This is a genomic window from Streptomyces sp. NPDC058751 (genome assembly GCF_042746485.1).
In the GTDB taxonomy this organism is placed as follows: Bacteria; Actinomycetota; Actinomycetes; order Streptomycetales; family Streptomycetaceae; genus Streptomyces.
The window spans coordinates 184,087-197,377 of record NZ_JBHYPZ010000011.1 but is presented as its reverse complement, the minus strand read 5'-3'; the positions used below and the strand labels follow the sequence as shown (position 1 = coordinate 197,377).

At 68.6% G+C, this 13,291-nt stretch carries 12 protein-coding genes, 1 tRNA gene and 1 pseudogene; 12 read left to right on the top strand and 2 right to left on the bottom strand.

Translation table 11 applies throughout. The features are described from left to right. The 4 genes and pseudogenes from ACFW6B_RS13670 to ACFW6B_RS13655 form a co-directional block, all read left to right on the top strand. Nucleotides 1-177 (top strand): annotated as a pseudogene (locus tag ACFW6B_RS13670) (flavoprotein); the annotation flags it as partial. Nucleotides 178-213: 36 nt separating this feature from the next. Beyond that, entirely contained in the window at nt 214-684 is a 471-nt protein-coding gene (locus ACFW6B_RS13665; RefSeq protein WP_386595344.1) for an ArsI/CadI family heavy metal resistance metalloenzyme, read from the top strand. Between the two features lie 3 nt (nt 685-687). After that, a complete protein-coding gene (locus tag ACFW6B_RS13660; RefSeq protein WP_386595341.1) occupies nt 688-1,941 on the top strand; it encodes an MFS transporter in 1,254 nt (417 codons plus the stop codon). Between the two features lie 599 nt (nt 1,942-2,540). Next, nucleotides 2,541-2,975 carry a hypothetical protein gene (locus ACFW6B_RS13655; RefSeq protein ID WP_386595339.1) on the top strand — a complete coding sequence of 145 codons (435 nt, stop codon included), beginning with the start codon at nt 2,541-2,543 and terminating at the stop codon, nt 2,973-2,975. 271 nt (nt 2,976-3,246) lie between these two features. On the opposite strand, the gene ACFW6B_RS13650 is transcribed toward ACFW6B_RS13655, so the two are convergent. After that, a complete protein-coding gene (locus ACFW6B_RS13650; RefSeq protein WP_386595338.1) occupies nt 3,247-3,471 on the bottom strand; it encodes a multiprotein-bridging factor 1 family protein in 225 nt (74 codons plus the stop codon). A gap of 183 nt (nt 3,472-3,654) precedes the next feature. Here ACFW6B_RS13650 and ACFW6B_RS13645 point away from each other — a divergent pair, with 183 nt between their 5' ends. Both ACFW6B_RS13645 and ACFW6B_RS13640 read left to right on the top strand, forming a co-directional pair. Beyond that, nucleotides 3,655-4,578, top strand: coding sequence for a hypothetical protein (locus ACFW6B_RS13645; protein WP_386595336.1), 924 nt, complete (start codon nt 3,655-3,657; stop codon nt 4,576-4,578). Next, on the top strand, nt 4,575-6,374 hold the full coding sequence (locus ACFW6B_RS13640) for a hypothetical protein (protein WP_386595333.1): 1,800 nt from the start codon (nt 4,575-4,577) through the stop codon (nt 6,372-6,374). Before ACFW6B_RS13645 ends, ACFW6B_RS13640 begins: the two co-directional genes overlap by 4 nt. Before the next feature lie 193 nt (nt 6,375-6,567). Here ACFW6B_RS13640 and ACFW6B_RS13635 read toward each other — a convergent pair. After that, a tRNA-Leu gene (locus tag ACFW6B_RS13635) sits at nt 6,568-6,654 on the bottom strand. Nucleotides 6,655-7,141: 487 nt separating this feature from the next. Here ACFW6B_RS13635 and ACFW6B_RS13630 point away from each other — a divergent pair. The 6 genes from ACFW6B_RS13630 (at nt 7,142) to ACFW6B_RS13605 (ending at nt 13,238) form a co-directional block, all read left to right on the top strand. Continuing rightward, complete coding sequence (locus tag ACFW6B_RS13630) at nt 7,142-7,267, top strand: hypothetical protein (RefSeq protein ID WP_386595331.1); 126 nt, start codon at nt 7,142-7,144, stop codon at nt 7,265-7,267. Then, nucleotides 7,255-8,097 carry an FhaA domain-containing protein gene (locus ACFW6B_RS13625; protein ID WP_386595329.1) on the top strand — a complete coding sequence of 281 codons (843 nt, stop codon included), beginning with the start codon at nt 7,255-7,257 and terminating at the stop codon, nt 8,095-8,097. The genes ACFW6B_RS13630 and ACFW6B_RS13625 overlap by 13 nt, the downstream gene beginning before the upstream one ends. 10 nt (nt 8,098-8,107) lie before the next feature. Beyond that, a complete protein-coding gene (locus tag ACFW6B_RS13620) occupies nt 8,108-8,629 on the top strand; it encodes an FHA domain-containing protein (RefSeq protein ID WP_386595328.1) in 522 nt (173 codons plus the stop codon). Nucleotides 8,630-8,749: 120 nt separating this feature from the next. After that, nucleotides 8,750-10,285 carry a Stp1/IreP family PP2C-type Ser/Thr phosphatase gene (locus ACFW6B_RS13615; RefSeq protein WP_386595326.1) on the top strand — a complete coding sequence of 512 codons (1,536 nt, stop codon included), beginning with the start codon at nt 8,750-8,752 and terminating at the stop codon, nt 10,283-10,285. A gap of 26 nt (nt 10,286-10,311) precedes the next feature. Continuing rightward, a complete protein-coding gene (locus ACFW6B_RS13610) occupies nt 10,312-11,760 on the top strand; it encodes an FtsW/RodA/SpoVE family cell cycle protein (protein ID WP_386595323.1) in 1,449 nt (482 codons plus the stop codon). Further along, nucleotides 11,757-13,238: a peptidoglycan D,D-transpeptidase FtsI family protein gene (locus tag ACFW6B_RS13605; protein ID WP_386595321.1), complete on the top strand. Its 1,482-nt coding sequence runs from the start codon at nt 11,757-11,759 to the stop codon at nt 13,236-13,238. Before ACFW6B_RS13610 ends, ACFW6B_RS13605 begins: the two co-directional genes overlap by 4 nt. The last annotated feature ends 53 nt before the right edge of the window (nt 13,239-13,291 follow it).

Here is a 13,291-nt window from a genome sequence, read left to right as displayed (position 1 = left end):
GACCGGGAGGCCGCCGAACGGGTCGAGCTGACCCTGCCGGAGACCGGAGTCTGCGGCGGCGCCGGCCTCTTCGACGACCCCGCCGCCTCGCAGGACAGCGACGGCGGAGGCTGCTGCGCGGCCCCGGCCACCATCCAGATCGGCATCGGCGCCCCGGCCCCCTCCGGCGGCTGCTGACCCACCATCCCACCCATCACCAGCAGGAGGATCGCCATGTCCCGCGTACAGCTCGCCCTCCGCGTCCCCGACCTCACAGCGTCCATCGCCTTCTACACCAGGCTGTTCGGCACCGGGCCCGCCAAACTCCGCGACGGCTACGCCAACTTCGCCATCGCCGAGCCCCCGCTCAAGCTCGTCCTGATCGAAGGCGCCGAGGGTGAGGCGACGCGCATGGACCACCTCGGCGTCGAGGTCGAGACGACCGAAGCGGTGCACGGCGCCACCGCCCGCCTGGCCGAGGCCGGCCTGGCCACCGACGTGGAGAACGACACCGCCTGCTGTTACGCCCTCCAGGACAAGGTCTGGGTCCACGGCCCCGGACGAGAACCCTGGGAGGTCTACGTCGTGAAGGCCGACGCCGACACCCTCACCAGGCAGCAGGGCGGCACCTGCTGCACCGGCCCGACCGAGGACACACAGGCCGAGCCAGCGGCCAAGGCAGTCTCAACGGCACGCTGCTGCTGACCGTTGACGACCAACCTTCAGACCAGCGGGGCCACGACCGGAACCGGGGACCGGTCGCGGCCCCGCGCCGCCCTGCCCGCCCTGTGCCTCACCCAGATCACCGGCTGGGGCATCGTCTACTACGCCTTCCCCGTGCTTCTTCCGCGGTTGACAGCGGACACCGGCTGGTCGAGGAGTGCCACGACCGCAGCATTCTCCGCAGCCCTGCTCACGTCGGCCCTTGTGGGGATACCTGTCGGCCGCATCCTCGACCGGCGAGGACCTCGCGCCGTCATGACCACCGGCTCGCTGCTCGCTGTCGCGTCGGTCCTGCTCATCGCCGCGGCCCCCAACTTCTACGTCTTCGCGGCGGCCTGGCTCACGGCCGGTACAGCCATGGCGGCCACGTTCTACCAGCCCGCCTTCGCCGCACTCACGCGCTGGTGGGGCCCCGACCGCATCCGCGCCCTCACCCTCGTCACCCTCGCCGGCGGCCTGGCCAGCACCGTATTTGCGCCGATCACCGCACTGCTCGATGACCACCTCGGATGGCGTGCCACCTACGGCGTGCTGGCAATCGTCCTGGCAGCCGTCACCGTTCCGGCCCACGCCCTGGCCCTGCGAGCCCCGTGGCCACCCGCACCGGAGACAGCAGCGGCCCCCGACCGCACGCCGATCGCCCGCAGCCGCCCCTTCCTGCTCCTCGCAACGGCCTTCACCTGTTCCGGGTTCGGCATGTACGTGGTCGTCTTCGGGATGGTCCCTCTGATGATCGAGCGCGGTGCCACTCCCTCAACGGCCGCCTGGGCACTGGGACTGGGCGGAGCCGGACAGACCCTCGGACGCACCCTGTACGCCGCCCTCGCCCGCACGACCAGCGCTACAACCCGCACGGCCGTCCTGATCGCAGCGGGCGGAGCCACCACCACGGCCCTGGCCCTCGTGCACGGCCCCATACCGCTGCTGATCCTGCTGGCCGTTCTCGCCGGAGTCGTACGCGGCAATCTCACCCTGCTCCAGGCCACGGCCGTCAGCGATCGCTGGGGAACATCGCACTACGGGCGGCTCTCCGGGCTCCTGAGTGCGCCGGCCACCGTAGCGGCGGCCCTCGCCCCCTGGGCCGGTGCAGCCCTGGCCGACCCTCTGGGCGGCTACGGCGGACTGTTCCTCGCCCTTTCCGTGCTTTCCGGGGTGGCCGCCGTACTGGCCCTCGCCTCGGGTCAGGCCGCATCGGCCCGGCGTGAAGCCGACCCGCCGGGCTCTCGTCGGCGCACGTGAGCCGCTCGAACTTCCGCTGCCCCTTCCCAGCCGCGCGCCCTCACGGCCCCGCTGCACCACGCACAGCCCTGTGCGTCATGACTTGGCGGCGCTCCCTCGTCATGTCATCGCGCTCACTCAGGAACCCGGAAGCACTCGGCACCTGCAGGACCCACCATGCAGTCGAGAACAGCGGCAGAGACAGGAACAAGGCGACAGGGGGAACCGGGGAAGCCCCTCCCTCAAGCCCCGCGGGACGGACAGGCCTTCCCGCACAACCGCGCAGTACGGCATATGCCCCACTATTCCGGGGTCGACACGCACTGGAGCCGCCGCTTCCTCGGACAGGGCTGCCCATTCCCGATCACTGCAATTACCAACGACAAGGACATGCATGTGCAGGCCTTCGTCCAACGACAGGCATACCCCGAGGAATCGGAGAATCCGCATCCGGGTAATGGACAGGACACCACATTCCCGTCAGGCCTGCGCCACACCTCCAGGCCGAATTCCCTTCCCGGAACATGCAGCGGTCAGGGTAATTGATCAGGTCGCCACATCAGGCGAACAAGCCCTTGCGGATTGGGTATGTTATGCCCTCTCATAGATAGGGTTCTGGAATGATCGAAAGCCTTCCCTGGGAAGACGTCGCCGGCAATCCGGAGAAGTTCATCGAGCTCCTGGAAGAGAAGGAGGCGGAGCTGCAGCGGGAAACACACAAGGTCCGTATGGAGTTGCGCCTCGTACGTCAGATCAAGAAGCAGATGGATATCGCGGCCGAGTGGCGTGAGTCCGGCATCCCCGAGCAGCGCCAGACCGAGCCGGGTCACGACAACCCCGCACCGATCACCTCCACGGAGGGGAAACCGCCCAGCCGCAAGGACCGCATCCTCCACCTCATGAGCCAAGATCCGCAACGACACTGGAAGGCCCTGGAAATGGCGGACGCCCTGAACGAAACCAGCAAAGGAAAGAGCGTTCGGGTCGCGATGGACGAGCTGTACCGAAGCGGAAGGATTGCGAAACTTCCGAACGCTTTCCATCAGTACACCTAGCGGAACCAGGCCGTCCGGAATAGACGGAAAGGCCGCCACCGAGGAGTAGGGTCCAAGGTGGCGGCCAGTGGCGACGAACCCCACCGAAAACCTTCCAAGCGCCGGATCAGTTCGTCATGCTGCATTTTACGAGCGGCAGCGCGCCGCCGGTAGCACTGCGCGAAAACTGGTCCTGCCCTTCGCCTGAAGGGATGACCGCCTCGTGTTCAGCCTCGAACTGCCCTTCCGTGCCGCGATGACGCGGACCAGCACAGTTGCTTCTTGGCCTCCGTCACACTTCTCGACCGGGCCACAGGTCCGCTTCCAGCGCTTTCTCCAGGTTGGCGATGGTCAGCAGATCGGGCCACGCCTCCCCGTTGAGCGCCTTGGCGATGGTGAAGCGGGCGACGCCGCTGTTGCGCGACAGCTCCGCGACCGTCCAGCCCTTGCGCTCGATGGCCGCCCGCAGCCCGAGGGCCAGAGCCTGGGCGACGCGCGCTCCGTGATGCTCCTCCATGACCGCCTCAGGCCACACACCGCCGGCACAGTAAGCGCGCGGCGGCAGACGACGGGCATTCCCCTGAGGCATGAGGTGAATTCTGACCCATCCGGTCCTTCCCGGTCGCGCGGGACTGCTGTCTCAGGTACATGTTATTCGAATAACATCCCGCCTGCCGGGGTGTTGGTGTGGCGACACGTGATGAGCCAGCGGATCGATTCCTACGGCCCGTCCGGCTCCCCCGCGGGGTGGAGCCGCGTCGGCGACGAAGTGCGCCGCGTCGTCCGTCTCGCCGACCCCCTGCTGCCCTATCAGGCGCGTGAACTGCTCTCCGCCCTGGCCCAGTTGGCGCTCTTCTGCAACGGCGAGGGCCTTCCCGGAAAGGCCGAGGTGTGGCTGTCCCGTGAGGTGATCGAGCGCTTCATCGCGGTCGGCTGCCCCAACGTCAGGCAGAGCACCCGCGGCAACTACCGGACCAGGCTCCTGCGGCTCAGCGAGGTCGTCCTGGGCGGCGAATGCCGGACCGGCAAGCCCGCCAAACTGTCGAGTTCGGTTCCCAACAGTCCCTACACCCGCACCGAACTCGCGGACCTGTGGGGCTGGGTCAGTGGGCAGCCCACCGAGGAGCTTCGATGGGGCTGCAAGACACTCATGGCGCTCGGACTCGGCGTCGGCCTCGACTCACCGGAGATCATCCCCCTGCGCGTCCACGACATCCGCAGAGCCTCAGGCGGTGGCGGCCCGGTCGTCGTGGCCACGCGCGGCCCCCGGAAGAGGGAGATCCTCTGCCGCCGCCCCTGGGAAGGAGTCCTGGCCTCCGCCGCCGATCGTCTCGACACCGCAGGCACCGCCCAATACCTGTTCCGCCCCAACTGCTTCAGCCGTGGCACGAACACCGTCACGAACTTCCTGGCCCGCACGCAGCCCGGCCCGAACGTCCCTCGCCTGATCATGGGCCGTCTCAGGTCCACTTGGCTGACCGAACTCTTCGAAGAGCGGCTGCCCATCACCGTCATCGTGGCCGCGGCCGGCGTCGACACCCTCCACGGCCTCTCCCGCATCCTGCCGTTCCTGCGTGCCGTCCCCGCCGAAGAAGCCGCCCGCCTGCTGCGAGGCAGCCGATGACGACGCCACGCAGTCTGCCCAGCGATCGCCACGAGCGCCTCCTGGCGATGCGCGCCGAGCGCAGGCTCATCGACGACGCCGACGTCGAGGCGGCGGTCGAGGAAGTCGACCACAGCCAACTCGTCCCGCTGCTGGAGGAGTTCGTCCACCTCCCGCGCGGCCGGCACCGCACCTTGCGCCTCAGAAGCCTCCTGGTGGGCCTCCACCTCTGCGCCCAGGACACCGTCGGCAAGATCGTCCTGGAACGGGTCACGGACATCCTCTACTTCCGCCTCAGCCCGCACCTGCGCGCCCGGCTCGGCATACCCGAGTACGAAGACCATGACCGCGGATTCGAAGCGGCCTACGCCGTCGTCCGGCGCCTCTTCCACGCGATGAAGGACGCGATGAACCCCTCACCGCTGCCGCCCAACGGGCACCTCGCACGCGAAAAGGCGAACGCGCTGACCGCGGCAGCGGACGTCGACGACCTGGCGGAGCAGGAACGGCGGCTGGCCCTATTCACCGAATTCGTGCTGGACGCTTCCGTGCGCCCCCTCCACGATCTGCTGGCGGAACTGGCAGAGGTCTCCCTGGGCGTGGACGCCACCCCCGTCCGCACGTTCTCCCGCGGCCGTCGCACGAACGGGCCCGAGCTCGCCACCGACCCCGACGCCGGCTGGTACGCACGTGAAGGCGACCACAAAGATCCCGATGCGCCGGTATCCGACTCCATGCGCCCTCCTCCGCCGACCGCCACAAAGGGCAAGGCCAAAACCTCCCCGGGCAAGAAGAAGACATCACTCAAGAAGAAGTACCTCTTCGGCTACGACGCCCACCTCGTCGTGACCCGCGACGCCGAGCACGACGCCGTACTCCTCGACGACGGCACCCCGAACCCCGACGTCCTCCCGGTCGTCGTCCTGGGCATGGCCCTCGACAAACCCGGCCAGCGCCCCGCGTACAACGGCGTGAAGATCCTCGACCGGCTCCGCGAGCGGGGATACCGGCCCGGCTACCTGGCCGGGGACCGTGCCTACAACAACTCCGAGCCCGACGAGTGGCAGCTCCCGGTCCGGACCATGGGCTACAAGCCCATCTACGACTACAGAGTGAACCAGCTCGGCAAGCAGGCCTCGGCGGACGGCGCGATCCTCGTCGAGGGCCGCTGGTACTGCCCGTCCATGCCCGAACCCCTCATCACCGCCACCATCGACCTGTACACCGAACGCATCGACCAGGAGACCTGGATCAGACTGATCGCGGCCCGCCGCGGCTACCGCGTCATGCCCAAGGAAAACGCGGACGCCGACGGCCACCAGCGGATGATGTGCCCCGCCGAAGCGGGCAAGGCCCAGTGCCCGATCAAACCGCACACCCTCGGCCGCGGCATCCACCTTCCGCTCGTCGACCCCGAGCCCAGCCCGGCAGGACCGCTCAAAGTCTGCCGCCAGCGCACGATCACCGTCAGCCCGGAAGCCGGCGCCAAACACTGGCAGTGCCTGGACTACGGCAGCCCGAAGTGGCAGAAGATCTACTTCCGGCTCCGCAACAGCGTCGAGGGTTACAACGGATACGCAAAGAATCCACTGGCCGAGAGCATCGAAGCCGCGGGATCACGCCGCATCCGCGGCATCGCGGCCCAGACGATCCTCCTCGCCTTCCAGCTCGCCCACGCCAACCGTCGCAAGATCCAGAAGTGGCTCGAGACGCTGGCGCTCGGCGGTGAACGTCCCCGCCGTCGAACCCACCACAGGCAGAAACGCAAAGCCACCGGAACCTGGACACCCACAGGCCATCTGTCGAGAGTCGGCTGACCCGGCCATCGGCGCCCAGCACCAACCCGAAGAACAACCAGTAGCGAAAAAGCAGGGCCCTGACCGTGAGATACCTCACGGTCAGGGCCCTGCTCACGTTCCCCGTCCGAACCGGACAGTCCGCCGTCACAACGCGAAACGGGCCCCACCGGGACTTTCGTCTCCGGTGAAGACCCGTTTCGTCGGTTCTTCCTGGTGCGCGAGGGGGGAGTTGAACCCCCACGCCCTTGCGGGCACTGGAACCTGAATCCAGCGCGTCTGCCTATTCCGCCACCCGCGCATTGGGTGTGTCTTCCGTCTCCCGCTTTTTTGCCGCGAGCGCCTTCCGACATGCAGAAGATTAGCACGCTGCCAGGGGTCGAATCACATCCCTTTCCCCCGCCCCTCCCGCCCGCCCGTCGGCCGCCCCGGGCACCCGGCCCCCACAGGCCCGGTGCCCTTGCCCCGCCCGGCCTCCCGGCCCGGGCCGGCTCCGCGTCCCGCGCCGGCCGCCCCCTCACCTGCGCGCAGGCGCCCCTCACGGGTTTCGGACAGAACCGGTTCACGTATCAACCTCGTACCGGTCCAGCGCATCTCCCCAGTAGTCGGACGGGCTGCACAGTCAGGTGCGGGACACTGGTCCTGGGGCGCCTCTACGATCCATGGCAGGAGCAGTAGCGGGAAGAGTTCGAAGAGGGGCCTCTCAGGGAACTTCGGGAGGGGACTTCGGAAGGTGTCGACGAGCCGTCGACCGTGCCGACAGGGGGAACCAGCCGATTTCCCGACGCGTGGATACGATCAGTAAGCAGTACCAGCAGGGCCGGCCAGCCCGGCTGGTCCGGCAGGGCCGGAAAGACGACAGCAAGCTGTACCAGGACGGCAACGACGGAGGAGGTGCCCCATGGGAGTCCTGAAGAAGTTCGAGCAGCGTCTCGAAGGTCTGGTCAACGGCACCTTCGCCAAGGTGTTCAAGTCCGAGGTCCAGCCCGTGGAGATCGCCGGAGCGCTGCAGCGCGAGTGCGACAACAACGCCACGATCTGGAACCGCGACCGGACCGTCGTCCCGAACGACTTCATCGTCGAGCTGAGCACGCCCGACTTCGAGCGCCTCAGCCCCTACTCCGGCCAGCTCGGCGACGAGCTCGCCGGCATGGTCCGCGACTACGCCAAGCAGCAGCGCTACGCCTTCATGGGCCCCATCAAGGTCCACCTGGAGAAGGCCGACGACCTCGACACCGGCCTGTACCGGGTCCGCAGCCGTACGCTCGCCTCCTCCACGAACCAGCAGTCCCCCGAGCGCGCCCCCGCGGGCCCCGCCCAGGCGGGCCCCCGCGGAGCCCAGGGTGGCTACGGCTACCCGCCCGCGGCCGCTCCCCCCATGCCGTCCGCTCCGCCGCCCGGCGGCCGTCCGGGCATGGCACCCATGGGTGCCCGGCCCCCGGCCGGTCCGGCGGCGGGTGGCCGTATGCGGCACTGGGTCGAGATCAACGGCTCACGCCACCAGATCTCCCGCCCGACGCTGGTGCTGGGCCGCAGCACCGAAGCCGACGTGCGGATCGACGACCCCGGCGTATCGCGCCGGCACTGTGAGATCCGGACCGGAACGCCCTCGACGATCCAGGATCTCGGGTCCACCAACGGCATCGTGGTGGACGGGCAGCACACAACCCGCGCTACGCTCCGCGACGGCTCGCGGATCGTCGTGGGCAGCACCACCATCATTTACCGGCAAGCCGAAGGGTGAAGCGGGGGCAATGTCAGAGCTGACCCTCACGGTCATGCGGCTGGGTTTCCTGGCCGTACTGTGGCTGTTCGTGATCGTGGCCGTGCAGGTCATCCGCAGCGACCTGTTCGGAACGCGCGTCACACAGCGCGGCTCGCGCAGGGAGGCCGCGAGGCCCCAGCCGGCCGCGCGGCAGGCCGCGCCTCCGCAGCAGCGCCAGCAGCAGGCGCCTGCCGCCGGCGGCAGGCAGCGTCGCGGCGCACCGTCCAAGCTGGTCGTCTCGGAGGGCACCCTCACGGGCACCACCGTGGCCCTCCAGGGGCAGACCATCACCCTGGGACGGGCGCACGACAGCACCATCGTGCTGGACGACGACTACGCGTCCAGCCGGCATGCCAGGATCTACCCCGACCGGGACGGCCAGTGGATCGTCGAGGACCTCGGCTCCACCAACGGCACGTATCTCGACCGGAGCCGGCTGACGACTCCGACGCCCGTTCCGCTGGGCGCGCCGATCCGCATCGGCAAGACCGTCATCGAGCTGCGGAAGTAGTACGACAATGAGCGAGCGGAGCGAGCACGCAACGGCGGTCCACACAAGGGACCCCGGCGCGCTCCCGACCGGAGGGTGGGCACCGTGCGGATGTACCCGGAGCCGACGGGCGAGGTGCGCATGAGTCTGTCACTGCGCTTCGCCGCCGGATCGCACAAAGGCATGATCCGCGAGGGCAACGAGGACTCGGGCTACGCCGGTCCCCGTCTGCTCGCGATCGCCGACGGGATGGGCGGCCAGGCCGCCGGTGAGGTCGCCAGCTCCGAGGTGATCTCCACCATCGTCGCGCTCGACGACGACGTGCCCGGATCCGACATCCTCACCTCACTGGGCACCGCCGTGCAGCGTGCCAACGACCAGCTCCGGATGATGGTCGAGGAGGACCCGCAGCTCGAAGGCATGGGCACCACGCTCACCGCCCTGCTGTGGACCGGCCAGCGGCTCGGTCTCGTCCACGTCGGCGACTCCCGCGCGTACCTGCTGCGGGACGGCGTCCTCACGCAGATCACCCAGGACCACACCTGGGTGCAGCGCCTCGTCGACGAGGGCCGCATCACCGAGGAGGAGGCCACCACCCACCCGCAGCGCTCCCTGCTGATGCGCGCGCTGGGCAGTGGCGACCACGTCGAGCCCGACCTCTCGATCCGCGAGGTCCGCGCCGGCGACCGGTACCTGATCTGCTCCGACGGCCTCAGCGGTGTCGTCTCCCACCAGACGATGGAAGACACCCTCGCCAGCTACCAGGGCCCGCAGGAGACCGTGCAGGAGCTCATCCAGCTCGCGCTGCGCGGCGGCGGCCCCGACAACATCACCGTCATCGTGGCCGACGTCCTCGACATCGACTCCGGCGACACCCTCGCGGCACAGCTCTCCGACACCCCGGTCGTGGTCGGCGCCGTCGCCGAGAACCAGCACCAGCTCCACGACAACGGCGCCATGCAGACCCCCGCCGGCCGCGCCTCCGGCCTCGGCCGGCCCGTGCCCGGACAGGGCGGCGAGTTCGGCCCGCCCGGCAGCGGCGACACCACCGGCTACGTCTCCACGAACAGCTTCGACGACTACACGGACGACGACTTCGTCAAGCCGCGCACCGGGCGCAAGTGGCTGAAGAGATCCTTCTACGTCGTCCTGACGCTCGCCGTCATCGGCGGCGGCCTGTACGGCGGCCACCGCTGGACGCAGACGCAGTACTACGTCGGCGCCCAGGACGAGCACGTCGCCCTCTACCGGGGCATCAGCCAGGACCTGGCCTGGCTCTCGCTCTCGAAGGTGGAGAAGGACCACCCCGAGATCGAACTCAAGTACCTGCCGCCCTACCAGCAGAAGCAGGTCAAGGCGACCATCACCGAGGGCGGTCTCGCCGACGCGCAGGCGAAGATCGACGAACTCGCCGTGCAGGCCTCCGCCTGCCGCAAGGACGCCCAGCGCCGCGCCGCCGAGAGCCAGAGCAGCGCGAAGCCCAGTTCGAGCAAGGCCGACGGAACCACGGGAACCACGAAGACCTCCCTTACGTCCAAGGCCACGTCCAGCCCGAGCCCGACCCCGTCGAGCCCGGCACCCTCGTCCTCCAAGTCCACGACCGCACCCACTCCCACACCCGGCCCCAGCCTCTCCGACGAGGAGAAGAAGCTGGTCTCGCTGTGCGGTAAGCAGTAAGAAGCCGTGAGGGGCCCTGTCACACGATGAGCAGTAGTACGAACACGCCGACGCACCACACGTCCACGATCGGATCGATCGGCACACCGAGCCGACGCAACACCGAGCTGGCCTTGCTGGTGTTCGCCGTTGTCATCCCGGTGTTCGCCTACGCCAACGTGGGCCTCGCCATCGACGACAAGGTGCCCACCGGCCTGCTGAGCTACGGCCTGGGCCTCGGCCTGCTGGCCGGTGTCGCCCACCTCGCGGTGCGCAAGTTCGCTCCGTACGCGGACCCGCTGCTGCTGCCGCTGGCCACGCTCCTCAACGGGCTCGGCCTGGTGATGATCTGGCGGCTCGACCAGTCGAAGCTGCTCCAGTCGATCAACCAGGCGGGCAACGCGGCACCGCGCCAGCTGCTGTACACCGCGCTGGCGATCACCCTGTTCATCATCGTGCTGTTCTTCCTGAAGGACCACCGCGTCCTGCAGCGCTACACCTACATCTCCATGGTCGGCGCCCTGGTCCTGCTGCTGCTCCCGCTGGTACCGGGCCTCGGCGCCGAGCTCACCTACGGCGCCAAGATCTGGATCTCGGTCGCCGGGTTCTCCATCCAGCCCGGTGAGTTCGCGAAGATCGTGCTGGCGGTCTTCTTCGCCGGCTACCTGATGGTCAAGCGCGACGCGCTCGCCCTGGCCAGCCGCCGCTTCATGGGCCTGTACCTGCCGCGCGGCCGCGACCTCGGCCCGATCCTCGTGGTCTGGTTCATCTCGATCCTGATCCTGGTCTTCGAGACCGACCTCGGTACGTCGCTGCTGTTCTTCGGAATGTTCGTCATCATGCTGTACGTCGCCACGGAGCGGACCAGCTGGATCGTCTTCGGTCTGCTGATGTCCGCGGCGGGCGCCGTCGGCGTGGCCAGCTTCGAACCGCACGTCAAGACGCGTGTGCAGGCCTGGCTCGACCCGATGCACGAGTACCTGCTCAGCCGGGCCGGCGTCCAGGACGGCACCGTCCACTCCGAGCAGGCCATGCAGGCCCTGTGGGCCTTCGGCTCCGGCGGCACCCTCGGCACCGGCCTCGGCCAGGGCCACTCCGAGCTCATCCGGTTCGCCGCCAACTCCGACTTCATCCTCGCCACGTTCGGCGAGGAGCTGGGTCTGGCCGGTGTCATGGCGATCCTGTTGATCTACGGTCTGATCGTGGAGCGCGGCATCCGCACCGCCCTCGCCGCCCGCGACCCGTTCGGCAAGCTGCTCGCCGTCGGGCTGTCCGGCGCCTTCGGACTCCAGGTCTTCGTGGTCGCCGGCGGCGTCATGGGCCTGATCCCGCTGACCGGTATGACCATGCCGTTCCTCGCTTCCGGCGGTTCCTCCGTCATCGCCAACTGGGCCCTGATCTCCATCCTGATCCGCATCAGCGACACTGCCCGGCGCCCGGCGCCCGCCCCCGCCCCCAACCCCGACGCCGAGATGACCCAGGTGGTCCGCCCGTGAACAAGCCCCTGCGCCGGATCGCGATCTTCTGCGGGCTCCTCGTCCTCGCCCTGCTCCTCCGCGACAACTACATCCAGTACGTCCAGGCGGACAGTCTGCGGACCGACCCGAACAACCGCCGCGTCGCCATCGAGCGGTACGCCACCCCGCGCGGCAACATCATCGTCAACGGCGATCCCATCACCGGGTCCGCCGAGACGAAGAAGAACGGCATCAACGACTTCGTCTACAAGCGCACCTACAAGAACGGCGCCATGTGGGCGCCGGTCACGGGGTACGCCTCGCAGGCCTTCGGTGCCACGCAGCTCGAGAAGCTGGACGACGGCATCCTCACCGGCAACGACGACCAGCTCTTCTTCCGCAACACCCTGGACATGCTCACGGGCAAGGAGAAGCAGGGCGGCAACGTCGTCACCACCCTCAACGCCGCCGCGCAGAAGGCCGCCTACAAGGGCCTGCTGAGCCGGGGCAAGGGCGCCGTCGCCGCGATCGACCCGCAGACCGGCGCGATCCTGGCACTGGCCTCCACCCCGTCGTACGACCCCTCCTCCTTCGCCGGGAACACCGACGACGACGCGAAGGCCTGGAACAAGCTCCAGAAGAAGAACAACCCCGACGACCCGATGCTCAACCGGGCGCTGCGCGAGACCTACCCGCCCGGCTCCACCTTCAAGGTGGTCACCGCGGCGGCGGCCCTGGAGAACGGCCTGTACACGACGGCGGACCAGCGCACCGACACCCCGCTGCCGTACATCCTCAAGGGCACCCGGACCGAGCTGAAGAACGAGGGGAACATCCCCTGCAAGAACGCCACCATGCGCGTGGCGCTCCAGTACTCCTGCAACACCGTCTTCGGCAAGATCGGCGCCGACCTCGGCAAGGACAAGATGCTGGCGCAGTCCGAGAAGTTCGGCTTCGGCTCCGAGCAGTTCGTCCCGGTGCGCTCCAACGCCTCCGTCTTCCCCAAGTCGATGGACGCGGCCCAGACCGCGCTCAGCTCCATCGGCCAGTTCGAGACCGCCGCGACCCCGCTGCAGATGGCCATGGTGGCCTCCGCCATCGCCAACAACGGCACGCTCATGAAGCCCTACATGGTCGACAAGCTCCAGGCGCCCAGCCTGGACGTCGTCTCGCAGACCGAGCCCGAGAAGCTGAGCGAGCCGCTCTCCGAGTCCAACGCCCAGATCCTGCAGTCCATGATGGAGACGGTCGTCAAGGAGGGCACGGGCAAGAGGGCGCAGCTCTCCGGCGTCACCGTCGGCGGCAAGACCGGTACCGCCCAGCACGGTGTCGCCAACAGCGAGAAGCCGTACGCCTGGTTCATCTCCTACGCCAAGCTCGCCGACGGCAGCATCCCGGTCGCCGTCGCCGTGGTCGTGGAGGACGGCAGTGCCGTCCGTGACGACATCTCCGGTGGCGGTCTGGCCGCGCCCATCGCAAGGGACGTGATGAAGGCAGTCATCGACAGCAAGAAGTGACCCCGCTCACGTCCCCATCACATCGGTGCACGTTGCGATACCGGTCCTGTCAC

What these genes read in the sequence shown, in the direction of transcription:
- ACFW6B_RS13615 (WP_386595326.1), top strand. Translation starts at nt 8,750, where the DNA reads ATGAGTCTGTCACTGCGCTTCGCCGCCGGATCGCACAAAGGCATGATC.
- ACFW6B_RS13650 (WP_386595338.1), bottom strand. Translation starts at nt 3,471, where the DNA reads ATGGAGGAGCATCACGGAGCGCGCGTCGCCCAGGCTCTGGCCCTCGGG.
- ACFW6B_RS13640 (WP_386595333.1), top strand. Translation starts at nt 4,575, where the DNA reads ATGACGACGCCACGCAGTCTGCCCAGCGATCGCCACGAGCGCCTCCTG.
- ACFW6B_RS13655 (WP_386595339.1), top strand. Translation starts at nt 2,541, where the DNA reads ATGATCGAAAGCCTTCCCTGGGAAGACGTCGCCGGCAATCCGGAGAAG.
- ACFW6B_RS13645 (WP_386595336.1), top strand. Translation starts at nt 3,655, where the DNA reads ATGAGCCAGCGGATCGATTCCTACGGCCCGTCCGGCTCCCCCGCGGGG.
- ACFW6B_RS13665 (WP_386595344.1), top strand. Translation starts at nt 214, where the DNA reads ATGTCCCGCGTACAGCTCGCCCTCCGCGTCCCCGACCTCACAGCGTCC.
- ACFW6B_RS13625 (WP_386595329.1), top strand. Translation starts at nt 7,255, where the DNA reads ATGGGAGTCCTGAAGAAGTTCGAGCAGCGTCTCGAAGGTCTGGTCAAC.
- ACFW6B_RS13620 (WP_386595328.1), top strand. Translation starts at nt 8,108, where the DNA reads ATGTCAGAGCTGACCCTCACGGTCATGCGGCTGGGTTTCCTGGCCGTA.
- ACFW6B_RS13610 (WP_386595323.1), top strand. Translation starts at nt 10,312, where the DNA reads ATGAGCAGTAGTACGAACACGCCGACGCACCACACGTCCACGATCGGA.